Origin of the sequence: Brachybacterium sp. AOP24-D1-21, from assembly GCF_052378665.1 — a bacterium.
Lineage (GTDB): Bacteria > Actinomycetota > Actinomycetes > Actinomycetales > Dermabacteraceae > Brachybacterium.
Window position 1 is genome coordinate 753590 of record NZ_JBQSXX010000001.1, and the last position, 22244, is coordinate 775833.

Genomic DNA, 22244 nt, shown 5'->3' on the forward strand with positions numbered 1-22244 from the left:
TCAGGGATGGGGGCGGTGCGCAGCGCGGGACGGCGCGCGGGACGGGGCGGGCCGGGAAAGCGTCTGCACGCCCTCGTCCATCCTATAGGGAACGGCCGACGGTCATACGCGGAGCGCCCCTGCGATCAGGGCAGCCGCACCACCTGGCCGGCCCACGCGAACCCGCCCCCGAAACCGATCAGCAGCGCCGTGGCCCCGGCAGGGATCCGCCCGGTCTCGCGCAGCCGGGAGATGGCCAGCGGGATGGTCGCGGCGGAGGTGTTGCCGGAGGTGATGATGTCGTCCGCGACCACGGCGTCCTCCCGCAGGCCGAGGGCGGCGGCGAGCGGCTCGATCATCCGCAGATTGGCCTGGTGGGGGACGAACACGTCGATGTCCTCGATGCCGAGGCCCGCCGCCTCGACGATCCGTCGGGCGATGCCGGGCGCCTCGCGCAGCGCCCAGCCGAGCACCTGGCGGCCCTGCTGGGCGAAGTAGGGTCCCTCGCCAGCGGCGTCGGCATTGATGGTGACGGCGTCGGCCAGCTCGGGCTCGGTGCCCCACACGACGGGGGCGATGCCGGGCTCCTCGCTCGCGCGCAGCACCATCGCGCCCGCCCCGTCGGCCGTGAGGATGCAGGTGGCGCGGTCGGTGTAGTCGGTGAAGGCGGAGAGCTTCTCAGCGCCGATCACCAGGGAGACCGCGGAGGCGCCGGTGCGGATCGACATGTCGGCGACGGCGAGGGCGTGCTCGAAGCCGGAGCAGGCCGCACCCACCTCGAAGGCGGCGGGGGCGGGGATGCCGAGCGCCTGGGCGACGCGGCCGGCGGCGCTCGGTGAGCGCTCCTCGTTCGAGCAGGTCGCGACGATGATCTGGGTGACCTCGGAGGGGTCCACGCCGGCGTCGGCGAGGGCGGCGCGGGCGGCGGCGGTCGCCATCTCCGGCACCCCTTCGCCCGCGGCGGCGATGCGTCGGGACTCGATCCCGGTGCGCTGTCGGATCCATTCGTCATTGGTCTCGACCAGCTGCTCGAGTTCGTGATTGGTCATCACGCGCTCGGGCCGGTAGTGGCCGGTCCCCACGATCTGCGAACCGGGGCTCAGGGGCGCCGCGCGGAGGGCGGGACGCGGTGCATCAGGGGATGAGGACATGTCGGCTCCTGCAGGATCGTGGCGGACCGGTGCGGCCCGCGCCCAGCAGGAGACCTTACGGTGCTGTCGTGAACGAGTTGATGCGGCTGGCCCTGGTGGGCATCGCGGGCGGACTCGGCGTCTTCGCCGTGATCCTGCTGCCCGCGATGGGGCTGCAGCGACGGCGCTTCGGGCGGGTGCGGCCCTCCCGGCTGACGGCGGTGGCGGCGATCTGCGTCTACACGATGAGCCTCGCCGGGCTGACGATCGCCCCTGCCTATGACGTGGCGACCACCTGTCGCAGCCGCTCGGGCGGTGCTCTGCGGCTGGACCCCTTCCATTCCCTCTCCGAGCTGCTGGGGATGCAGCGCGGCGGCGCCGGGCTGCTCGAGCTCGCCACCAGCTTCCCGGTGCTGCAGATCCTCATGAACATGGCGCTGTTCGTGCCCCTGGGGCTGATCCTGCGGGGCGTCTTCCGCCAGGACACCACCACCTCGCTCGCCCTCGCCGTGCTGCTGTCAGCGCTGATCGAGCTCACCCAGTACACCGGCGCGTTCGGGATCTATCCCTGCGGCGTGCGGATCGCGGACATCGAGGATCTGCTGAGCAACGCCGCCGGGGCCTGGGTCGGGGCGCTGCTCGCTCCGCTGCTGACGCGCTTACGGGTGCCGCTGTTCGCGAGGGAGGAGCGGCGGCGGGAGGCAGACGGCGACGGGGACGACGGCAGCGACACGGCCGACGGCACCGACGAGGTCGAGGACCTGTTCCGCCACGGTTTCTGATCGGGCGACCTGGGACCATCTGGTCCGTCAGGGACGTTCAGCGTCGTGCGGGCGGCCCGACCTCCAGCAGTCGAGGGTCCACCGCGCCGTCGAGCCAGGTGAGCAGGACGTCGTTGAACAGGCCGACGTCCTCGATGTTCCAGATGTGGTGCATCTTCGGGGCCAGGCGAAGCTGCGCCTGGGGTGCGGCGCGGCCGAGCAGGGCGAGGGAGTCGCGGAACACCGACGGGTCGTGCTCGGCAGCGATGGCGAGGATCCGTCCCGAGCCCGGGTTCAGACCAGCTGGAATGCCGCCGGTGAACAGCTCGGTCGTGAGCGCCGACATGCTCTCCTTGCGCAGGGTGAGCCCGTGGGAGACGAGCTGTTCCCGCCCTTCTGCATCGAGCCCGTAGGCCTTCGCCTGCAACTCCCAGAACCAGCGAGCGTCCCAGAGCGCGATCTGCAGGCGGCTGAGGGCGCGAGCGGTGCGGCCGACGGGAGCGAGGATCGCACCGGTCGCGAGTGTCGAGCGGACGCGGTCCGGGTGACGTGCGACCACCCGCAGCGCCGTGACCGCACCGAGGGAGAGGCCGACGAGGTGGAAGGGCTCGGCGACCCCGAGCTCGTCGGCCCGGGCGATCACTCCGTCTGCCACAGCATCCAGACCCGGCCAGGTCTCGGCGGCGCGATGACCGAATCCGGGGAGGTCCAGGGCGAGCACCACGCGGTCATCGAGCGCACCCAGCTGTTCGGTCCACATCCAGTTCGCGACGGTTCCGCCGTGCAGGAGCACGACGGGTGCGGCTGACCCTGGTCCGAGGGGAGGGTGGAGTTCGGGGAAGGTGGTCACGGTAGTGATCTCTCGGTGTCGTCGAGCCAGCGGAGCTCGGCGCGGGCATGCGTGATGCCGTGGTCGAGGGTGGCGAGGCGCAGGGTCCCGGCGCGGTTCCCCTCGGCCTCGTCCGCGATCTCGGGGCGCATCCCCTCGAACTCGGCGAGCCGCTCGGTCACTGCCGTACGGCGGTCTGCGACGAGTGTGCGCAGGGCGCCGTCATCGAGCTCGTCGGCGAAGAACAGTCGGGCCAGGAAGGGGTGACGGGAGGGCTGCGGCTCCGGGGGCGAGGTCAGCCACAGCGCGAGCGCGTGCCGGCCAGCGTCGGTGAGGCGGTGCTCCTGCCGATCCGGGGCACCGTGGCCGGGGATCGTCTCGACCTCCGCGTAGCCCTCGGCGACGAGGGTGGCGAGGGTGCGGTAGATCTGAGATTTGTCGGCCCACCAGAAGTGCCTCACGGAGGAGTCGAAGTGCCTTTTGAGGTCGTATCCGGTCATCGGGGCGAGGGCGAGGAGCCCGAGGATGATGCGCGAGAGGTTCACACCACTAGTAGACAATGCACCTAGGTGACTTGTCTACTATTGCTGACCGGGCGCCGCACCCCCTCAGGCGGTGATGGTCAGGCTCGAGCGGCTGTCTGCGCCGCGGCGCACGTGGATCTGCTCGGGGATCTGGGCCTTCATGTCGCCGACATGGCTGACGATCCCGATCACGCGGCCGCTCTCGGCGAGCCTGCCCACCTCCCGCACCACGGTCTCGAGGGTCTCGGGGTCCAGGCTGCCGAAGCCCTCGTCGATGAAGAGGGTCTCCATCTGCACTCCCCCGGCCTCGCCCATGACGATGTCCGCCAGGCCCAGTGCGAGGGCGAGGGAGACGAAGAAGGTCTCGCCGCCGGAGAGGGTCTCGGGCACTCGCACCTGGTCGGTGCGGCGGTCCAGGACCAGCAGGTCCAGGCCCGTCTTCTTCGCGCCGCGGGCGCCGGTGTCACGCAGCAGCTCGAGGTCGGAGCCGGAGAACAGGGCGAGGCGGGCGTTGGCGGCCTCGATGACGGCGTCCAGCCGCCACATGAGCACGTAGGTGGAGAGCTGCACGCGCTCTCCGTCGGCCGAGCGGCCGGTGGCGAGGTCGGCGACCCGCACGGTGATGCCGGCGTCCTCGCTGACGCTGCGCACCTGGGCCGAGGCGGTCTCGAGCGCGGTGCGGGCGGCGGCGCCCCGCTCGGAGATGCCGCGCTGGCGGGCGGCGAGACCGGCGGCCTCGGTGGAGGCTGCCTTCGCGAGGGTGAGCTTCTCATCGGCGGCGACCACGGCGGCCTCGGCCGCCTCCTTGGCCTCGTCGCTCGCGGAGACCTCGGCGATGCCCTCTTCTGACATGCCGTCGGTGAGCCGGGACTCGTCGACGGCGCGGGTCTGGACGAGCTTCTGCAGGCGGGTGCGCTCTGCGGGGACGAGCACTGCGGCGCGGACCGCGTCGGGAGTGGCGAATCCGCTGGCGGACAGCGAGGTCACCGCCTCGTCGGCGAGCTCGGCGGCACGCTGCTCGGCCTCGGTGCGGGTGCGCAGCACCTCTCGCAAGGCGGTCGCGGCCCGGGCACGGTCGCTGTGGGCACGGCGACGCGCGGCGATGGAGTCGTCCTCCCCGCGGGCCTCGGTGACCTTGGTGCGGTCGCTCGCGAGTGCGTCGGCTGCGGCGGTGATCTCGGTGCTCTCGCGTTCGACGGCGAGGGCGTCGTCCTGCTTGCGGCGGGTGAGGTGCTCGGTCTCCTCGTCGAAGGCGGCCAGGGCTGTCTCGAGCTCGGCAGCCTTCGTCTCGGCGGCGCGCGCCGCCGTGACCTCGGCCTGCGCGGTGTCGACGGCGGTCTCGGCGGTCTCGGGGGTGAGGTCTCCGGCGGCTTCGCGGAGCCGGGTGAGCTCCTGGCCGGCCAAGGCGTGCGCCTGGTCGGCGCGGGAGTGCGCCGCTTCGGCAGCTTGGCGGGCCTGCTCGGCGACTTCGACCTGCTCGGGACTGACGGCATCGTCAGCAGCCCCTGCCGGGTGGGGGTGCTCGAGTGCGCCGCAGACGGGGCAGGCGTCACCGCCCGTGAGGTCGACGGCGAGCTCGGCGGCGATCCCGGCGAAGCGGCGGCGGCGCAGCTCGGTCTCCGTCGCCGCCCGTTCCTGGGCCGTGCGGAGGGTGGTGGTCGCCTGCTCGCGCAGCGTCTCGACCTTCTTCTCGTGGGCGACAGCAGATGAGGTGGCCTGCTGTCGCTCCTCGGCGGTGCGCAGGGCGAGGCGGGCATCGCCCAGCACGGCGGCGGCTTTGCGGGCTGCGTCCCGCACGGTGATCTGCTCGGTGCGGCGGGCGGGCCGCGCTCCGAGCTGTGCGGTGAGGGCAGCGAGGGCGGTCGTCGCCGCAGTGAGCTGCTCGCGTCGCGCGGCGAGCTTCTGCTCGCGGGCGGGCAGTGCTGTCTCGAGCTCGACGAGATCCTTGAGCGAGCCGGCCGCGGTGGTGGCTTCGTCGGCGGCGGCCATCAGCTTCTCGTCGGCGTCCTCCTCTTCCAGCAGATCCACGAGCTCGCTCTGCTGCGGCCGGGTGGTGCTCGCCAGCTTCGCCAGAGCCTCGACCGCGACGGCCACCCGGGTGGAGGCGGCGTCGCGGCGGCGCAGCACTTCGACGACGGGTCGCGCGGACTCGTCGCGCTGCAGCGAGGTGCGTCCGATCTCGAGGGCGGGCTTCTCCATCGAGAGGCGTGCAGCCAGGGCGTCGAGCTCACGGCGACGATCGATGCGCTTGCGTGCAGCCGTGGCGCTCTCGGCGGCGGTGCGCGCAGCCAGCTCGAACTCGCCTGCCGTCTCTGCAGCGCCCTGTGCGTCGTCAGCCCGCGCGATGACCGCCGCGAGGTGCTCCCCGGCGAGCACCGCCAGCGGTTCCAGCCGCAGCGCCGTCGCATGCTCGTTGAGCACGGCGCTCTGTTCTGTCTCGAGCGCGGTGGCCTCGGTGAAGCGGGCGAGCGCAGTGCCGAGGGTCTGCTGGGCGGCGTCGACCTCTCGCTTGGCCCGCTTCCGCATCTCCTCGAGCTGCTTCTCCACCGCGGCGTAGGTCTCGGTGCCGAAGACGCGCTGCAGCACGGCCTGGCGTTCCCCGGTGCCGGCGCGCAGGAAGCGGGCGAACTCGTTCTGGGGCAGCAGGACGGTCTGGGTGAACTGGTCGCGGGTGAGGCCGACGGCCCGTTGGATCTCGCGGCCCACCTCGTCGATGCGGGTCGCGATCGCTTCAACGCCGCTGCCGCCGCCGGCGGTGTCGGCGATGACATCGGGGATCAGCTGCGGGGAGCCGATCCGCCAGAGCACGGCTTTGGCCTGCTCCTTGGTGGTGCCGGTGCCGCGCAGCTTCTGGCGCTGGAACTCGGGCTGGCGGCGCACCCGGTAGATCCCGGAGGCGGTCTCGAACACCATGTCCACCACGCTCGCCTCGGTAGGGGCGGCGAACTGGGAGCGGATCCGGTCGCTGCTGGTGACAGCGCCAGCGACCTGGCCGTAGAGGGCGTAGACGATCGCGTCGAGGATCGTGGACTTGCCAGAGCCGGTGGGGCCCTCGAGCAGGAACATGCCGCTCGCACCGAGGGCGGCGAAGTCGATCCGGGCGGTGCTCGCGAAGGGACCGATCCCGGTCAGTTGCAGGTGATGGAGCTTCACGAGGCTTCCTTCTGGCGGCGCACCGCGGTGTAGGCGCGGTCCAGGACGTCATGCTCGGCGGCGGTGGGGGCGGCGCCGGTGACGTGGGCGAGGAATTCGTCCATCACCTCGAGCGGGTTCTGCTCGCGGCGCACCACCGGGGTGCCCGCGCGCGCCTCCCTGCCCTCCGGTGCGTACTCGGTCAGCAGCAGGTCGGGGTACGCCTCACGCAACTGTTCCTGCAGGTGGGCGGGGCGAGCCGGGTCGGTGACGATGGCTTTGATCCAGTCGCCGCCGTGCTCGTCGCGCTGGCTGAGGATCTCTTCGAGGGTGCCGCGCAGCTCGGTGAGTGGGCGTGGGACGGGGGTCTGGATCCGTTCTACGGACACTGCCGCTCGGCCGTTATCTCTCGGGGCGCCGAGTTCGACCAGCAGCACGGACTTGTGGTGGTGGCGCTCGGAGAAGGAGAAGGCCAGCGGGGAGCCGGAGTACCAGGCGGGGGCACCGACGGTGCGGGTGAGGTCCTGGCAGCCGTGAAGGTGGCCGAGGGCCAGATAATCGATCCCGCCGAGCACCCCCGCGGGGACGGAGTCGACGCCGCCGACTGCGAGGTCGCGTTCGGAGTCGCTGGCCTCGCCACCGGTGACGAAGGTGTGGGCGAGCACGACGATGCGGGCGCCGGGGTGGGCGGCGGCGCGCTCGTGGACGCGGTCCAGTGCGGCACGGGTGACGGCCTCGTGACTGCGGGCCAGCGGCGGCTCCCCCTCGCCGACCAGCTCGGTGCGCGCACGGTCAGGTTCGAGATAGGGCAGGCCGAAGAAGAGCACCTCGCCGTGCTCGTCTTCGACGCTCACGGGGTGCTCGATGCCGGGGACGTCGGTGAGCAGGTGGACGCCTGCCTTCATCAGGCCGCGGCCGAAGCCGAGCCGTTCCGGGGAGTCGTGGTTGCCGGAGGTGAGGACCACGGTGGCGCCGGTGTCTGCGAGGCGGGCCAGTGCACTGTCGAGCAGCTTCACGCTGCTCACCGCGGGGACAGCGCGGTCGTAGACGTCGCCGGGGATGACGACGACGTCGACCTGCTCTGCCCGGACCAGGGCCACCAGCCAGTCGAGGAAGACGGCCTGATGCTCGTGCAGGTCGACCTTGTGCAGGGTGCGTCCCAGGTGCCAGTCCGAGGTGTGCAGGATCTTCATGCCCCGAGCCTACGAGCGGGGACTGACAGCCGGCACCGCCATGCACAACCGGCAGGTCAGACCACCGGCAAGTCACACCACCGGCAAGTCCTGGGCATGCCGACGTCCCGGAGCACGGGAGAGTGCGCCAGGTGCGGCGGGATCTACGTGGGCCGACAGCCACGACGGCCACCTGACGCCACCGGGACTCCGGTGAACCAGTGCACCGGGGTGCTGGCGCGGCGACCAGTGGGCGAGTCAGTAGGGCGGGGGCCCGTACTCGTCCCAGGGTCCGGGCGGGATCTCGGTCCCGCCTGGCGGTGGTGGTGGTGGTGGCGGTGCCGACGGCGGTGGCGGTGGCGGTGCCGACGGCGGTAGCGGTGGCGGTTCATCCTTGCCGGTCGCAGGCTCAGTGGCCGGCTCCCCGGCATACGTGCCGCGCAGGAAGGCGACCCACGCGCGCTCGAGATCTGCGGCGATCTGGAGGCTCGCGGTGTCGAGTTCGTCGGTCGCGGTGGCGACGTCGCCATGGTGGCCGATGGCCCAGCGGGTCCGGCCGGGTTCACTGGCCCGAGTCGGGAGGCGAGTGGGGTCCAGGAGGCCGTTGGTCTTGTCAAGATGGTGCTGCCAGCACAGCAGATGGAGGTTCTCGATCTCGGTGAGCCCGCCCTCCCCCGGGGTGCCGCGCAAGCATTCCTCGATGTGATCGCACTGGGAGGCCCAGGAGGTGGGCCGGGTGCAGCCGGGGACCGCGCACTGGGCATTGCGCAGGCGCATGTGCTCGAGCATCGCGGCGGTGGGTTCGAATCTGTCCGCGGGCAGCGGGAGGAAGGCTCCGCTGCAACGGTCCGTGAGGACTCGGTACCAGGTGCCCGTGCTGCCGGCGAGAGAGCGGGCGAGCGCTGGGGGAAGCGGGATGGTGCCGTCGAGGCTGCCGGGTTCATCCGAGGCGCCGAGGAGGGTGAGCGCGGGGACGGTGATGTTCAGGCGGAACCGCTCGCCGGGGACATGCACTCCCTCGAGGTCCAACGCCGCCGTGGTCATGAGCACGAACCGCAGCTGGTTCAGCGGCAGTGCCTTCCCGGTGTCCAGGACCGTGCCGTCCGGGTCATGCGGGATCGGGGTGCCGTCGCGAAGCGCGGCGCGCTGGGCCGCTTGGATCGCCCGGGCAGACTCGTCGAGCTGCTTCCACTGCGCGAGGATCTCCGGGATCGGACCACTGATCTGGAGAGTCCCCATCCCAGGTGCGACGCTCGGCAGCAGGTCGACGCTACGGGTGAGCGCGGCGAGCGGATCCGGGTGCTCCTCACGCTGTTCGAGCAGCGCAATGAGCTTCTTCAGCAGGGTGAAGAAACGTTCCGCGGTGATATCCGGGGACCAGGAGGCGACAGCGATATCCAGATTCTTGCGGGAGCTGTCGGAGAGCTGGCGAGAAGTTTTCAGCATTTTCTGGAACCACGCCGCGGGCAGGTTCCCGGATTCCAGCTCCACAAGGCACTGCGGAAAGAGGTGCACCGCCTGGTAGGCGTCCCGCAGCTGCCAGCCGGCGGCACCGCGTGTCACCCTCAGCGCGAGACCGGCCCGCAGAGTCTCCACCTCATCGAGCTCGGTGACCTCCTCATATCCGCCGTCGTGCTCATAGAGGTCAGCCAGGGCGCGATACTTCTCCGCCAGGCAGAGCGCGGTGCGCTTCTCCGCATCCCACACTCGCTGGGTGGCCTCGCTGAGCTGAGGGTCGTCCATGCTCTTCCCGCGGCGGGGCAGTGACTCACGGGTGAGCGCCTGGCGCGCTGTGACGATCCGCAGGTGCGTGGGAAGCGACGCAAGGAAGGCTGCGTCGGCCGATTCGTCGCGACCCTCGTCATCGAACAGCGACGACGAATTCTCCACGGCGCTCATAGCGCTCCCCCTCCTTGCCGCCTCGCATCTGGTCGCGGACTCCGAAGTCCGCGAGGGGCGGGCCTCCCTGCCCATCCGACACCTCGATTTTATCGGAATGCCCCGACAATCGACAGGACGCGGGCCAATTGTGGATAACTTTCAGACAGCATCCCAGAACGCCCAGAGGGCTGGGCCCTGAGACATTCTTTCCTCCACAGTGCAGGGTTATCCACAATGCGGAGGCGAGGAGGGTGTTCCACCGGATGGATGGGCGCTGGCAGCCCAGGGCTCTCGCCCTGGAACGGGCCTGGCCGTCGGCGCGGTCCGTCCTGCGGCGTCATTGTGGGGACGGCCTCCCCGTGACCTCGGGGCCGGGACGGCGTAGCGTGCGAACATGACCGCCGACGATCAGTCCACTCCCGCCTCCTCTCCCGCCGATCCCACCGCAGAACTCACCGCCGACGTCGTCGTGATCGGCGGTGGGCCAGTGGGCGAGAACATCGCCCAGTACGCGATCGAGGGCACCGACCTCACCGCGATCCTCGTCGAGGGCGAGCTGCTGGGCGGCGAATGCTCCTATTACGCCTGCATGCCCTCGAAAGCGCTGCTGCGGCCGCTCGCCGTCGCGGGCGCTGCGGCGAACCTGCCAGGGATCAGCACCCCGGAAGTCGACCGCGAGGCGCTGCTGGCCCGGCGCGACACCTGGGTCTCGCACTATGACGACTCCGGGCAGATGGAGTGGGCCAAGGGCGCAGGCCTGCAGGTGGTGCGGGGGCACGGACGGATCATCGGCGAGCGCGAGGTGCTGGTCGAGGCGGTGGACGGCGGAGGGCCGACGCTCGTGCGCACCACCCGCGCCGTCGTGATCGCGACCGGCTCCCAGGCGGTCACCCCCGATGCGCTGAAGGAGCTGCTGCCGTGGACCTCACGCGATGCGACTGGGGTGCGCGAGGTGCCGGGCGAGCTGGTGATCGTCGGCGGCGGCGTGGTCGCGGTCGAGGCGGCGACCTGGATGGCAGCGCTCGGCAGCGAGGTCACCCTGCTGGTGCGCGGCGGCACACTGCTGTCAGGCTTCGAGCCCTTCGCCGGGAAGCACGTGCAGGACGGCCTGGAAGCTCTCGGCGTCGACGTGCACCTGGGCACCACCGTGCTCTCCGGCGAACGCGACGGAGCCCGGGACACCGGGCTCGGCCAGCTCCACGGCGGGCGGGTCACGCTGCAGATCGAGGACTCGAGCGGGCGGCGGGAGGTCGTCGCCGACGAGGTGCTGGCAGCGACAGGTCGGCGGCCTCGACTCGCCGATGTCGGCCTCGCATCGATCGGCCTGGTCCCGGAGGACGTCACGGGTGCGGAGCGCCCCACCTCGGACGATGCCACCGGCGCGCCGCTGCCCGAGTGGCTGCACGCCGTGGGCGATGCGAGCGGGGAGGCGCCGCTGACGCACTGGGGCAAGTACCGGGCCCGCGTGATCGGGCAGGCGATCCGCGCCGGCGCCACCGGAGAGGCGCTCGAGCCGGTGCCCGAGTCCGTCCCGGTGCCGCAGGTGGTGTTCACCGATCCGCAGGTCACCTCCGTCGGCCTCACCGAGGCGGCGGCCCGGGAGGCCGGGCACGATGTGGTCACCTCGCAGGTCCCCTTCAGCGGGGCGGCCGGTTCTGCGCTGCTGCGCGACGACGTCACCGGCACCGCCCAGCTGGTGGTCGATCGAAGGACGCGCACGCTGGTGGGAGCGACCTTCGTCGGCCCCGATGCCTCCGAGCTGATCCATGCCGCGACCATCGCGATCGTCGGGCAGGTGCCGGTGCACGTGCTGCGACACGCGGTGCCGAGCTATCCGACCGCCTCCGAGCTGTGGCTGCGCCTGCTCGAGGAGCTGCCGCGAGAGCTGCGCGCGGGCTGAACAGGGCTTCCGCACCGCCCTCCTCCCTTCGGAGGAGATGACAGATAACACTGGTCCCGGGGCCGACGGATCGGGTGGAATGGGGTGTGCCGCGACTCCGCGGCGCCGTCCCGCACCACCTCGGAGGATCATGTTCACGCGGCTGAAGCGCTCCCGCCAGCTCCGGCGGGCGAAGCCCGGTGACGGCAGCGCGCTGAAGGATCTGCGCTGGTGGCAGCTGCTGACGCGCACCCAGTTCTTCCTGGATCCGGCCGAGCCCGAGGGCCGCCCTGCGCGCTACACCGTGGACGTCCGCTATCTCGCCAGCGAGCTCGAGGGCGGGAAGATCGCCGAGGGCGCCCGCCATGCACCGGTGGCGCTTTATCGCGATGGCCTGCAGCAGCAGATCGCGACGCCGCCGGTGGCCTTCGCGGTGCCGGGCGGGGTGATCGAGGTGGCGACCAGCACCTACGGGCTGACCCGGATGCATCATGTGCCAGAGGGCAGTCGCGAGGGGCGCACGCTACGTCCGCATCAGCGCTCACTCGAGGGCCTGCGAGCCCGTTTCGGCCGACGCCACCCGGGCCCGAGCCGGGCGATCGGAGCGCTCGCGGTCCTCATCCTCTTGATGGGCCTCGTGCTGATGGTGCCCCAGGCCGCAGAGCTGATCACGAGCCTGGATCCGGTCGCCGAGCGGGTGGGCACCTTCACCTCCCCGATACAGCTGCCGGCCTGGGCGAACACCTCGCTGATCATCGCCGGCGCGCTGGCGGCGAGCGAGCGGGCACTGACCCTGCGGAACCACTGGCTGATCGATGCGGACACGACGTGGACCAGCTTCGGCTGAGGCTCCAGCTGCTGCCGGCCGCCCACTGATTGCTGTCCCGCGGCGAGGAAACCGGTCGCCGCGCCCCCGCCCTTCGTCGTACCGTCGGTGCCATGCCCCCGCTGCCTCCGCCTCTCGACCAGCCCGCAGGGCCTGACGCGCTCTACGCCGATCCGCGCCTCGCCGCCTGCTACGACACCTTCGACGGGGAGCGCGACGACCTCGACCACTACTGCACGATCCTCACCGAGCTCGGTGCACACTCGGTGATCGATGTGGGCTGCGGGACCGGCGCGCTCGCGGTGCGTCTGGCGGCCGACGGGGCCTCGGTGACCGGCGTGGATCCCGCTCTCGCGTCCCTCGAGGTGGCGCGTGGGAAGCCGCACGCCGAACAGGTGCACTGGATCCACGGCACCGCGCCGGACCTCCCGGCGCTCGACGCCGACGCCGCCGTGATGACCGGCAACGTCGCCCAGGTGTTCGTCTCCGACGAGGCGTGGGCTGAGACCTTGCGCGGGATCCGCGCGGCACTGCGCGACGGCGGGGCGCTGGTGTTCGAGTCCCGTCGTCCCGAGCGCCGGGCCTGGGAGGAGTGGCAGCAGGACACCGCGGAATCACGTCATGAGGTGCCCGGGCTGGGGCTGGTCCGCTCCCGCCCCACCCGCTTCGAGGTCGCGCTGCCCCTGGTCACCTTCGCCGATGAGTTCACCTTCGAGGACGGCTCCACGCTCACCTCGACCTCGACGTTGCGTTGGCGCACCGAGGCGGAGCTGCGCTCCACGCTCACGGAGGCCGGGTTCGCGGCCCAGGAGTTCCGCGACGCCCCGGACCGGCCCGGGCGAGAGTTCGTGGTGGTCGCCCGGGCGGTGTGAGGGCACCCGACGGCGGCGCGGGCTCAGCCCTCAGCGCCAGCTTCGGTGCCGGTCCCGGTGTAGAACCCGTAGGTGGCGTCGGCCCGCTGCTGGGCGACGTCCGCATCCTCTCCGGAGGCGGTGTGGGCCACGGCCCAGCCGTCCGCCGCGCCGCGGTAGAAGGAACGACCCTCCTCGGTGAAGGCCCAGGCCTCCGCCTCCGACGGGGCGAGCGACCCCCCGGTCGCGCCGAGGTGCAGGGCCAGGCCCAACAGGCCGCCGTCCCAGCCGACGCCCGTGGCGCCGGGGCCGAAGGTCTCCCACATCTCGGCGGGGATGTCCGCGGTGAGCGAGGTGTGCTCGAGCTCGAAGCGGGTGGTGTCCTCGCCGTCGGCGGCCAGGCGGATGGTCAGCCAGGACACCCCGCCCATCATCTCCCAGGTCACGGAGTACTCGGCGGTGCCGTCGGCCGGAGGTTCGCAGGCGAGGATCTCGCCGCCGGCGTTGCCCTCGAACTGGTAGCGGCCGCCGAGCTGGAGGTCGCCGCTGATCGGCAGGAACCAGCGCTGGATGCGCTCGGCGGTCGTGACCGCATCCCAGACGTCGGCGAGCGCGGCGGGGTAGCTCTGCTCGAGCGTCTGGACGTGCGCGGGGGCGCCATCCCGCTCCTCGACGCGATAGGCGCGAGTGACGGACTGCAGCTGGGTGGGGACATCGACCATGTCAGGTCTCCTTCTCGATAGTGGTGGTGGAACTGATGGTTTCTGCGCTGAGCCGGCGCTGCCGCTTGCCGCGAGCGAGCTCGGTGCCGAGCGCGTCGAGCTTCGGCAGCCAGAAGCGCTCGAAGGGGCTGAGCCAGTCCTTCGCCTCGCGCGGGCCGCGAGCGTCGACCGCATAGAGCCGTCGTCGCCCCTCGGCCCGGACGGTCGCGAAGCCGTGCTCGCGCAGGACACGCAGGTGCTGGGAGACGGCCGGCTGGCTGATCCCGAACTCCTGCTGCACGATCTCGCCGATTTCCCCCGCGCTGAGCTCCGGGGTGCCGCCCACGGGCGCATCAGGATCCCCGTCGTCGGCGAGGAGTTCGAGGATCCGCCGCCGCACGGGGTCGCCGAGGACATCGAGCGCGTGCATGCCCTGATCCTCCCCTCGAATAACGCATAAGTCAAGTCTTATGCATTGCGAGTGTCCTCCCTCAGCGGCGAGTGGCCAGCACGATCGCCCGGTAGGCGACGCCGAGCAGCACCAGGGCCACCCCGGCGACGACGGTGCTGCCGGGCAGCGCTGCGACCAGCAGCACGCAGCCGACGAGGCCCAGCACCTGCAGCACCTTCGGGAACAGGCGCCACTGGCCCACCTGGGTGAGCGCGGCGAGGTTCGCGACCGCGTAGTACAGCAGCACCCCGAAGGAGGACGCGGCGATCGCGACCAGCACGTTCGAGGCCAGCAGCACCAGCAGCACGATCGCGATCCCGGCGACCGCTTCGGCCCGCTGCGGCACTGCGTAGCGGTTGCTGGAGCGGGCGAGCGGGCGGGGCAGGTCGCCGCCGCGCGCCATGGCGAGCATGGTGCGGGAGACCCCCGCGACCAGGGCGAGCAGGGCGCCGGAAGCAGCGGCGACCGCACCGACGGTGATGACCACGCTCCACGCCTCGCCCGCGCCCACAGCCTGCAGGGCGGCGAGGAAGGGTGCGGGCCCCCAGCCCTGGTCCCCGGGGGCGGGGCCGACGAGGACCAGCACGATCGACAGCGCGAGGTACAGCACCGCCACCACGCCGAGGGCCACCAGGATCGCGCGGGGGATGGTGCGGCGCGGGGCGATGACCTCCTCGCCGAGGGTGGCGACCCGGGCGTAGCCGGCGAAGGCGAAGAACATCAGCGCCGCCGCCTGGATCACGGCGAGCACGATCCCGGCCGCTCCCCCGGTCCCGGCGCCGAGCACCGCTGCCAGTCCCCCGTCCCACAGCCCGGCGCGGGCACCGGCGAGCGGGCCCGGCACGACCCAGGCTCCTGCGCCGCCATCGCCCGCCGCGCCCGCAGCGTCCGCAGCACCGGTGCCCGAAGCGGTCAGCAGGCCGACGAGCAGCCTCCCGCCGGTCAGCACCAGCGCAGCGAGCGCGACCGTGACCAGCACCCGGGCCAGCGCCGCGGTGCGGGTGATGCCCACCAGGTTCACGCCGGTCAGCGCCACCACCACGAGTGCCGCGACGATCCGCTGGAGCGGTTCGGGCACCAGGTAGGCGGAGATCACCAGGGCCATCGCCGCGCAGGAGGCGATCTTCCCGATCACGAAGCACCAGCCGGCGAGGAAACCCCACCAGTTGCCGAGCTGCTCGCGCCCGTAGTGATAGGTGCCGCCGGAGCTGGGATGCTGGGCGGCCAGCTGCGCGGTGGAGGTCGCATTGCACAGGGCGACCGCGGCGGCGATCAGCACCGCCAGCGGGGCGAGAGCGCCCGCGAGGTCCTGGGCGGCGCCGAGGGAGACGAAGGCTCCCGCGCCGATCATCGAGGCGAGACCGATCACGACGGCATCGCGCAGTCCCAGCCGGCGGGCGAGCCCCCCAGGGATGGGGCCCTGGGACGTGAGCCGGCCGACGGCGGGGTTGGTGGGGACGGGGCCGTCCAGCTCGGAGCTGCCGGGAGTGGTGGTCATGAATTCCGTTCGATGAGGGCGCCGACATGGCGGGACGCCGGCGGTGCGCATTGCCGACGAAGGTCGGTGTGCACGGCCGGCGTCCCCATCATGCAGGTCAGGAGTGGCGGGGCGCCATCGCCAGGTGCGTCAGCGCCCCCGGCCCGCGCCGTGAGGGTCAGTCCTGTTCGGACAGGTACGTGATCTGCTGATCCACGCTGAGCCGGTACAGGAACGCGGCAGTCGCGTCACGGTTGGTGGCGTTCAGCGGCCGGTAGGTCCCATCGGTCCAGCCGGTGCTGATCCCCTCGGACTTCATCCACGCGATCTCCGTGGCGAACTGGGTGTTCGCCGGGACATCCTTGAACACCGCCGAGGTCGGATCCGCGAACTCCGGTGAACCGGCGTAGCGGTACACGAACGCCGCCATCGCATCCCGCGCGATCGGAGTGGTGGGACGGAACGTACCGTCCGACCAGCCCCGGGTGATGCCCTGCTGGTAGGCCCAGATGATCGCCTCGTAATGCTCATCGCCGCGCTCGACGTCGGTGAAGGGCTCGGTGCGCGGTGCGTCCACGTGGGGGGATCCGGCCAGGCGGTAGAGGAACGCTGCCATCGCGTCACGGTTCACCGGCTGCAGGGGACGGAAGGTGTTGTCGGACTCCCAGCCGGTGGAGTAGCCCTCGCTGCGCATCCACATGATCTCGTCGTAGAACATGTTGCTCGGCGGGACGTCGGCGAAGTCTGCGGGCTCGGCCGGCGTATCCGGGAAGCCGCCGTCCAGGCCCACGATCATCGGATCGTGGTCGGAGGAGGCGAAGGGGCCGGTCTCGTAGAGGTCGGTGAGGTTGTTCTGGTAGCGGGCGTACTGGGCCATCACGGACTCGGGGCCGTTGATCTGCCAGTCGTCCGCGCCGCTGACCCGCTCGGCGCCGGAGGCGTTGGCGATCACGTGGTCCAGGGAGCCGACCATCCCACCGTAGCTGTACGACCAGCCCTCGGGGTCATGGGTCTCGCCGAGGTTGACGAAGCCCTCCGCGTAGAAGAGCTGCAGCGGCTCCTCCCGGGTGTAGGCGTTGAAGTCGCCACCGTGGAAGACGTCCTCGACACCGAGCTCAGTCGCAGTCACATCACCCCAGGTCAGCAGTGCCTCTGCCTGCTGCATGCGGGAGGTGCGGGCATTGCCCTGCACCGGGTCCTCGGGGAGGGCGGAGTCCTCGGCATCGCTCGAGCCCTTGGACTTGAAGTGGTTGATGGTGAAGAAGAACGGCTCGCCCTCCACCTGCTCGCCCTCGACCTGCTCCTCGCCGCTGCCCTGGACCGGGACGAAGACCTGACCGATCGGCTCACGGGCGTTGTTGAAGGCCTCGTCACCGGCGAGGATCTGCGCGCCGCCCTGTGGCGTGACCGCAGCAGGCTGGTAGATGATCGCGTTGGTGATGGCGTCCTGGCCGCCCTCGAGGCCGAGCGCCTCGTAGGCGTCACCGGTGGAGATGTAGGCCCAGGTGCCCTCGCCGTCCTTCTCGTTCAGCGCGGCCACCAGGGTGGCGGTGGCCTCGTCGGACTCCTCGCCCAGGCGGGCGGAGTTCTCGATCTCGGTCAGGCCCACCACCTCGGCGCCGGTGCCGGAGATCGCGTCGACGATCTTGGACTGCTGGCGCTCGAGGTCGTCGGCTCCCCAGGCGCCGCGCAGGTCGCAGCCGCCGCGCACGGTGGTGCCCTCGCCGTGCATGTCGGTGTACGGCTCGCAGCCGGGGGTGTCCTCGCCGAGGGTGGTGAAGTAGTTCAGCACGTTGAAGGTGGACAGCTGCAGGTCACCGCCGACGTCATCGGGAGCATCCTCGCGGGTGTTCTCGAAGTCGACCCCATCGGACTCCGCAGAGGTCCAGGGGGTGGTGACGTTCAGCCGCCACTGGTCGAAGGTAAAGGCGACCACAACGGGCTGGGCGAAGGTGGGGGCGGCGCCCACGCGCACCGGCTCCTCGGTGGTCAGCCAGCTCATCGGCTCACCGGGATTGTTCTGGAAGTTCGTGGTGCGGCCGTCATCCAGCAGGATCATCTGCTCGGCGCGGCTGGCGAAGTAGGCGGTGGCCTCCTCACCGGGGCGCATGATGTCCCCGGCCTGCAGCAGCGGCTCGTCGCCGATCGCGAGGGTGACCTCGCCGAAGCGGTTCGTGTCGTACACGTCGGTGACGGTGAAGTCGCCCTCGCCCGGCAGGTAGAGCATGTGCTCGAGGCTCTCACGCTGCGCGTCCTCGGTGGGGAAGCCGCCGGAGAGGGTGGCGGGCACGACGGGGGCGAGCGCCTCGGTGAGGATCTCGAGACCGTCCGCGCCGACGCTGACCTGCGTGGAGTCGAAGTACTCGGAGACCTCGCCGGTCACGCGCACGGAGTCGCCGATCGCGACCTCGCTCGCCGTCGCGGCGGAGTACACGAACACGGCGGTGGAGCCGGTGTGGGTGCCGAGGTCCAGCGCCCCGCCGGTGCCGGCGGCCTGGATGATGTAGCCGTTCAGGCCACCGGTGGCGTACACCGCGGTGACCACACCCTCGGTGGTGACGGCCTGGCCGGCGAGCGGGCTGGCCGCGCCGGTGCCCTGGATCTCGGCGATCGTCGCCGCGATGGCGTCGGCCGGCGGCTCGTCGTCCCCGCCACCGTCATCCCCGCCGCCTGTGAGCTCCCCCGGGGTGGGGTCGCCTGCGGCGAAGTCGGTGGAGTTCTCACCGGTGGCTGCGATCCGGGCGACCGAGGTGGAGTTGGAGGTGCCGGGCGCTGACGCCTCGCCGGAGAAGGTGGTGGCGCCGCCCCAGCCCACGAGATCCACGACGGCCGGGTCCTCGGCGCAGGTGGTGCCGGTGCACTGCAGGGTGCCCTCGGCGTCGGAGAGGGCGAACACGCCCCCGGAGCCGGAGGCGTTGATGCCGCCGGTGAGATCCGCCGCGGGCAGCGGGTCGCCGTTGCCGTTGCCGGCGGCGAGCTGGACGAGGAAGGTGCCGCCTGCGGGGACGCTTCCCTCGAGGGCGACGGTGTTGTTGAAGGAGCCGGTCTTGGAGGCGTACTGCAGGCTCCAGCCGTCGATCGAGACTGCGGCGTCGGAGGTGTTCACGAGCTCGACGAAGTCGTTCTGGAAGGCGGCGCCGCTGTTGCCGCCGCCTCCGTAGATCTCGTTGATCTGGATCTCGCCCGGGGCGACGATCGCGGCCTGGGCCGACGGGGTGAGGCCGGGGGCGAGGCTGATGCCGAGGGCCAGCGCGGCCGCGCCGGCGCCGACGCGGGCCAGGTGGGTGCGCAGCGCGGCGCCGTGGGTGGGGGTGCTCATGGCGGGGACTCCTGGTGGGGGCGAGGGATGGCGCGTGCACAGTCGCTGACGCGGAGCGGGCGGGATGCGGAACGGGTGCGATGCGGAGCGGGCGGGGTGCGGAGCGAGTGGGGTGCGGAGAGGGTGGGGTGCGGAGAGGGTGGGGTGGGACGACGGCGCGGGCCGGGGGGCTGTGCTCCCCCCGCGCCGTGGTCTCAGTCCTGTTCGGACAGGTAGGTGATCTGCTGATCCACGCTGAGCCGGTACAGGAACGCGGCGGTCGCGTCACGGTTGGTGGCGTTCAGCGGCCGGTAGGTCCCATCGGTCCAGCCGGTGCTGATCCCCTCGGATTTCATCCACGCGATCTCCGTGGCGAACTGGGTGTTCGCCGGGACATCCTTGAACACCGCCGAGGTCGGTTCCGAGACATCCGGCGAGCCGGCGTAGCGGTACACGAACGCCGCCATCGCATCCCGCGCGATCGGGGTGGTGGGACGGAACGTACCGTCCGACCAGCCCCGGGTGATGCCCTGCTGGTAGGCCCAGATGATCGCCTCGTAGTGCTCGTCTCCCTCTTCCACGTCGGTGAAGGGCTCGGTGCGCGGCGGGTCCACGTGGGGGGATCCGGCCAGGCGGTAGAGGAACGCGGCCATCGCGTCGCGGTTCACGGGCTGCAGGGGACGGAAGGTGTGGGTGCCGTCCTTCTCCTCCCAGCCGGTGGAGTAGCCGTTGCTCGCCATCCACATGATCTCGGTGTGGAACATATTCGACTCGGGCACGTCGGTGAAGGTCAGGACGCCGCAGTCCTCGCCGCCGACGGCCGTGACCTCGTGGGTCACCGCGGTGCCGGTGTCGGGGGTGGCGGTGATCGTCAGCGCCACCTGCTCGCCCTCGGCGACGCAGAAGTCCTCGCCGAGGTCGACCTGCGCGACCAGGCGGCCGCTCTCCTCATCCACCGCGATCGGGGCGGTGAAGGTGCCGAGCTCGCCGGCGTCCACGCTCACCTCGGTGAGCTGCGGAGCACCGAGGCTCTCGGACTCCAGGCCCGCCAGGCGCAGCATCGGGGTATCGCCCTCGATGAGCTGCGCGTCGAGCTGGCGCTGGGAGTAGTCGGGGGCGAGATCCTCGTTCGCCGCGAGGTACTCGACGAAGGCGTCCCGGTCCAGCACGCCGGTGTCGCCCACGTTCTGCGCCCCGGTCAGTGCCCACATGTTGTCGCCGCCCTCGAAGAGGAAGCTCGCGGTGACGATGGTGTAGACGGCGTCGGGGTCGACGAGCTCGCCGTTGACGCGGATCTCGACGATGCGATCGTCGAGCTCACGGCTGCTGTCGAAGACGTACTCGACGTTCTCGGAGACGCTGAAGGCGAGGAACTGGCCGGTCTCCGCACCGTCCTCGTCACGCTGCCACTGCTCCTCGAGCATCTGCTTGAGCTGGGCACCGGTGAGGTCGCCGGAGTTGAGGGTGTTGCCGAAGGGCACCATCCCGTTGGCCTCGGCATAGGTGACCACGCCGTCGCCGTCCTCGCCGTTCGCGTCGTACCAGAGCTCGGCGCGGATGCCGCCGGGGTTCATCCAGCCGATGACCTCGTGCTGCTGGGTGGCGCCGCGTTCCTCGAGGTACCACTTCATGGAGTCGGCGAGCATGTTGCCGGCCGCGGAGTGGCGGGCACGGTTGTCGCCCTTGGTGATGGACTGGTTGGTGACCGGGTCGAGCGGCTCCCGGATGCCCTCGTCGTCGTACTGGGCCTTGTCATCGTTCCAGGAGGTGGTGATGTCTCCGGAGACGGAGCCGACCGGCTCTGCGCCCAGGACCGCGGCGTCGCTGATGGCGTCGGCGGCGACCTTGGCGGCGGCGTCGAAGGTGGGGATGCCGGCGCAGGCGTCGAGGTCGGCGTCGGCGGTCGGGATCAGCCGGGTGCCGTCCTCGGTGGCATCCCAGTCGCCGTCCGCGCCGAGCTCGAGGGTGACGGCGCCGAGGTTCACGCCGCTCGCGCCGGTCTGGACGATCGGGCGGACCTCGCCGTCCTGGCCGGGGACTGGAGCGTCGAAGGCATAGGTCTGGTGCGAGTCGCCGTTGAAGATGACGTCGGCCTCGGCGGAGGTCTCGTTCACGATCTTGTCGAAGATCGGATCGGTGTTGGTGGGGGCGCTGCCTGGCTCGCCGCTGCCGCTGGCACCCTCGTGATAGGAGACGACGAGCACGTCGTACTCCGTGCCGGAGGTGTTCAGCTCCTCGATGGCCTGGTTGACGGAGTCGACCGGGTCTCGGAACTCGAGGCCCTCGATCGCGACGGGGCTGACCTTTCCGAGCGTCTTGGTGGTCACGGCGCCGACCACGGCGACCTTCACATCGCCCGCATCGACCACCGCGTAGGGCTCGTGGAGGCGCTCCCCGGTGGCGGTCTCGTGGACGTTCGCGGCGAGGTCCGGGAAGTCGGTGCGGGGCTCGATGCGACCGGTGAGGTCGCCGCGGCCCTGGTCGTACTCGTGGTTGCCGATCGCGGTGGCATCGACGCCGAGGGCGTTGAGGAAGTCGATCGTGGGCTCGTCATTGGCCACGGCCGATTCGAAGGCGGTGCCGCCCACGTTGTCGCCTGCGGAGAGCAGGGCGTTGTTCGGGCTCTGCGCCTGGACGGTGGCGATCGTGCAGGCGAGGGCGCTTCCGGCTCCGAGGGCACCGTGGAAGTCGTTGATGCCCAGCAGGCTGACCTGGTCACCGGTCTCAGCGGCAGCGGCGGCGCCGAGGGGGATGACGGCCGACGCGAAGGCGACCGCGGCGGCACCGAGGCCGACGGTCGCACCGCGCGCGAGGCGGCGGACAGGGTTGTCACTCATGACGGGCTCCTGAGGAGAGGGGGGATGGCCGGGGTGTGCTCCAGCTCATCTCACCCCATCGGATCGAGACACGCCCGGCGTTTCACGATCCCGTCGGGCACCGTCATCCGATGTTCACCTCAAAGCCCAGGCAGGCAACCTGACGTGCACTGACGGATCCCCGAATCGTGACCTTCCCGTGATTCTCGCGGCGGGGCCCGCTGCGTTCGGAGGGGGTCCCCGCTGCGTTCGGTGCTGCGTTCGGGGCTGCGTTCAGGGCGACGGTCCTGGAGCTGGTCGGGGTGCTGGTCGGGGTGCTGGACCGGGTGCTGGTCCGGGAGTCAGCCAGGCAGACGGGCCCTCAGCGCAGAGCCCTGCCGGAGCGTCGACCGCTCCTGGCCGCGCATCGTCTCGTCTCCCACATCGGGACCCGCTGCGCCTGGGACCGAGGTCCCGATGTGGGTAGCATCGGTGAAGGCGTCCAGCGGTGCGCACCGTGGGCTGCACTTCTCGTCGCGCACGATGAGTGATTGCCCC

At 71.3% G+C, this 22244-nt stretch carries 15 protein-coding genes; 4 read left to right on the forward strand and 11 right to left on the reverse strand.

Features of this window, described 5'->3' with window-relative positions; translation table 11 throughout:
* Nucleotides 1-125: 125 nt before the first annotated feature.
* Nucleotides 126-1130 carry a beta-ketoacyl-ACP synthase 3 gene (locus tag ACT3UF_RS03495; RefSeq protein WP_441445014.1) on the reverse strand — a complete coding sequence of 335 codons (1005 nt, stop codon included), beginning with the start codon at nt 1128-1130 and terminating at the stop codon, nt 126-128.
* A 68-nt stretch (nt 1131-1198) separates the two neighbouring features.
* Here ACT3UF_RS03495 and ACT3UF_RS03500 point away from each other — a divergent pair, with 68 nt between their 5' ends.
* A complete protein-coding gene (locus ACT3UF_RS03500) occupies nt 1199-1891 on the forward strand; it encodes a VanZ family protein (protein WP_441445015.1) in 693 nt (230 codons plus the stop codon).
* A gap of 37 nt (nt 1892-1928) precedes the next feature.
* On the opposite strand, the gene ACT3UF_RS03505 is transcribed toward ACT3UF_RS03500, so the two are convergent.
* The 5 genes from ACT3UF_RS03505 to ACT3UF_RS03525 form a co-directional block, all read right to left on the reverse strand.
* Nucleotides 1929-2720 carry an alpha/beta fold hydrolase gene (locus ACT3UF_RS03505; protein ID WP_441445016.1) on the reverse strand — a complete coding sequence of 264 codons (792 nt, stop codon included), beginning with the start codon at nt 2718-2720 and terminating at the stop codon, nt 1929-1931.
* Nucleotides 2717-3244 carry a PadR family transcriptional regulator gene (locus ACT3UF_RS03510; RefSeq protein ID WP_441445017.1) on the reverse strand — a complete coding sequence of 176 codons (528 nt, stop codon included), beginning with the start codon at nt 3242-3244 and terminating at the stop codon, nt 2717-2719. Before ACT3UF_RS03510 ends, ACT3UF_RS03505 begins: the two co-directional genes overlap by 4 nt.
* Nucleotides 3245-3307: 63 nt before the next feature.
* Nucleotides 3308-6376 (reverse strand): AAA family ATPase, encoded by a 3069-nt coding sequence (locus ACT3UF_RS03515; RefSeq protein ID WP_441445018.1) that lies wholly within the window; start codon nt 6374-6376, stop codon nt 3308-3310.
* Entirely contained in the window at nt 6373-7548 is a 1176-nt protein-coding gene (locus ACT3UF_RS03520; protein ID WP_441445019.1) for an exonuclease SbcCD subunit D, read from the reverse strand. Before ACT3UF_RS03520 ends, ACT3UF_RS03515 begins: the two co-directional genes overlap by 4 nt.
* 237 nt (nt 7549-7785) lie before the next feature.
* Entirely contained in the window at nt 7786-9426 is a 1641-nt protein-coding gene (locus ACT3UF_RS03525) for an HNH endonuclease signature motif containing protein (protein ID WP_444601447.1), read from the reverse strand.
* A 376-nt stretch (nt 9427-9802) separates the two neighbouring features.
* On the opposite strand from ACT3UF_RS03525, the gene ACT3UF_RS03530 reads away from it, so the two are divergent.
* The 3 genes from ACT3UF_RS03530 (at nt 9803) to ACT3UF_RS03540 (ending at nt 12985) form a co-directional block, all read left to right on the forward strand.
* A complete protein-coding gene (locus ACT3UF_RS03530; protein WP_441446096.1) occupies nt 9803-11308 on the forward strand; it encodes a dihydrolipoyl dehydrogenase family protein in 1506 nt (501 codons plus the stop codon).
* 130 nt (nt 11309-11438) lie between these two features.
* Nucleotides 11439-12134: a hypothetical protein gene (locus tag ACT3UF_RS03535; protein ID WP_441446097.1), complete on the forward strand. Its 696-nt coding sequence runs from the start codon at nt 11439-11441 to the stop codon at nt 12132-12134.
* Nucleotides 12135-12226: 92 nt separating this feature from the next.
* Entirely contained in the window at nt 12227-12985 is a 759-nt protein-coding gene (locus ACT3UF_RS03540; protein ID WP_441446098.1) for a class I SAM-dependent methyltransferase, read from the forward strand.
* 23 nt (nt 12986-13008) lie between these two features.
* Here ACT3UF_RS03540 and ACT3UF_RS03545 read toward each other — a convergent pair whose 3' ends face one another.
* From ACT3UF_RS03545 to ACT3UF_RS03565, 5 genes are all read right to left on the reverse strand, one after another.
* Nucleotides 13009-13686, reverse strand: a complete 678-nt coding sequence (locus ACT3UF_RS03545; RefSeq protein WP_441446099.1) for an SRPBCC domain-containing protein — start codon at nt 13684-13686, stop codon at nt 13009-13011.
* 1 nt (nt 13687) lies between these two features.
* Nucleotides 13688-14095: an ArsR/SmtB family transcription factor gene (locus ACT3UF_RS03550; protein WP_441446100.1), complete on the reverse strand. Its 408-nt coding sequence runs from the start codon at nt 14093-14095 to the stop codon at nt 13688-13690.
* Nucleotides 14096-14156: 61 nt separating this feature from the next.
* Nucleotides 14157-15614 (reverse strand): APC family permease, encoded by a 1458-nt coding sequence (locus tag ACT3UF_RS03555; protein ID WP_442332004.1) that lies wholly within the window; start codon nt 15612-15614, stop codon nt 14157-14159.
* A 157-nt stretch (nt 15615-15771) separates the two neighbouring features.
* Nucleotides 15772-18912: an ExeM/NucH family extracellular endonuclease gene (locus ACT3UF_RS03560; protein WP_444592477.1), complete on the reverse strand. Its 3141-nt coding sequence runs from the start codon at nt 18910-18912 to the stop codon at nt 15772-15774.
* Nucleotides 18913-19106: 194 nt separating this feature from the next.
* Entirely contained in the window at nt 19107-21728 is a 2622-nt protein-coding gene (locus tag ACT3UF_RS03565) for a 5'-nucleotidase C-terminal domain-containing protein (protein WP_444608015.1), read from the reverse strand.
* Nucleotides 21729-22244 lie beyond the last annotated feature (516 nt).

What these genes read in the sequence shown, in the direction of transcription:
- ACT3UF_RS03545 (WP_441446099.1), bottom strand. Translation starts at nt 13,686, where the DNA reads ATGGTCGATGTCCCCACCCAGCTGCAGTCCGTCACTCGCGCCTATCGC.
- ACT3UF_RS03495 (WP_441445014.1), bottom strand. Translation starts at nt 1,130, where the DNA reads ATGTCCTCATCCCCTGATGCACCGCGTCCCGCCCTCCGCGCGGCGCCC.
- ACT3UF_RS03535 (WP_441446097.1), top strand. Translation starts at nt 11,439, where the DNA reads ATGTTCACGCGGCTGAAGCGCTCCCGCCAGCTCCGGCGGGCGAAGCCC.
- ACT3UF_RS03555 (WP_442332004.1), bottom strand. Translation starts at nt 15,614, where the DNA reads ATGACCACCACTCCCGGCAGCTCCGAGCTGGACGGCCCCGTCCCCACC.
- ACT3UF_RS03530 (WP_441446096.1), top strand. Translation starts at nt 9,803, where the DNA reads ATGACCGCCGACGATCAGTCCACTCCCGCCTCCTCTCCCGCCGATCCC.
- ACT3UF_RS03520 (WP_441445019.1), bottom strand. Translation starts at nt 7,548, where the DNA reads ATGAAGATCCTGCACACCTCGGACTGGCACCTGGGACGCACCCTGCAC.
- ACT3UF_RS03565 (WP_444608015.1), bottom strand. Translation starts at nt 21,728, where the DNA reads ATGAGTGACAACCCTGTCCGCCGCCTCGCGCGCGGTGCGACCGTCGGC.
- ACT3UF_RS03560 (WP_444592477.1), bottom strand. Translation starts at nt 18,912, where the DNA reads ATGAGCACCCCCACCCACGGCGCCGCGCTGCGCACCCACCTGGCCCGC.
- ACT3UF_RS03550 (WP_441446100.1), bottom strand. Translation starts at nt 14,095, where the DNA reads ATGCACGCGCTCGATGTCCTCGGCGACCCCGTGCGGCGGCGGATCCTC.
- ACT3UF_RS03540 (WP_441446098.1), top strand. Translation starts at nt 12,227, where the DNA reads ATGCCCCCGCTGCCTCCGCCTCTCGACCAGCCCGCAGGGCCTGACGCG.
- ACT3UF_RS03525 (WP_444601447.1), bottom strand. Translation starts at nt 9,426, where the DNA reads ATGAGCGCCGTGGAGAATTCGTCGTCGCTGTTCGATGACGAGGGTCGC.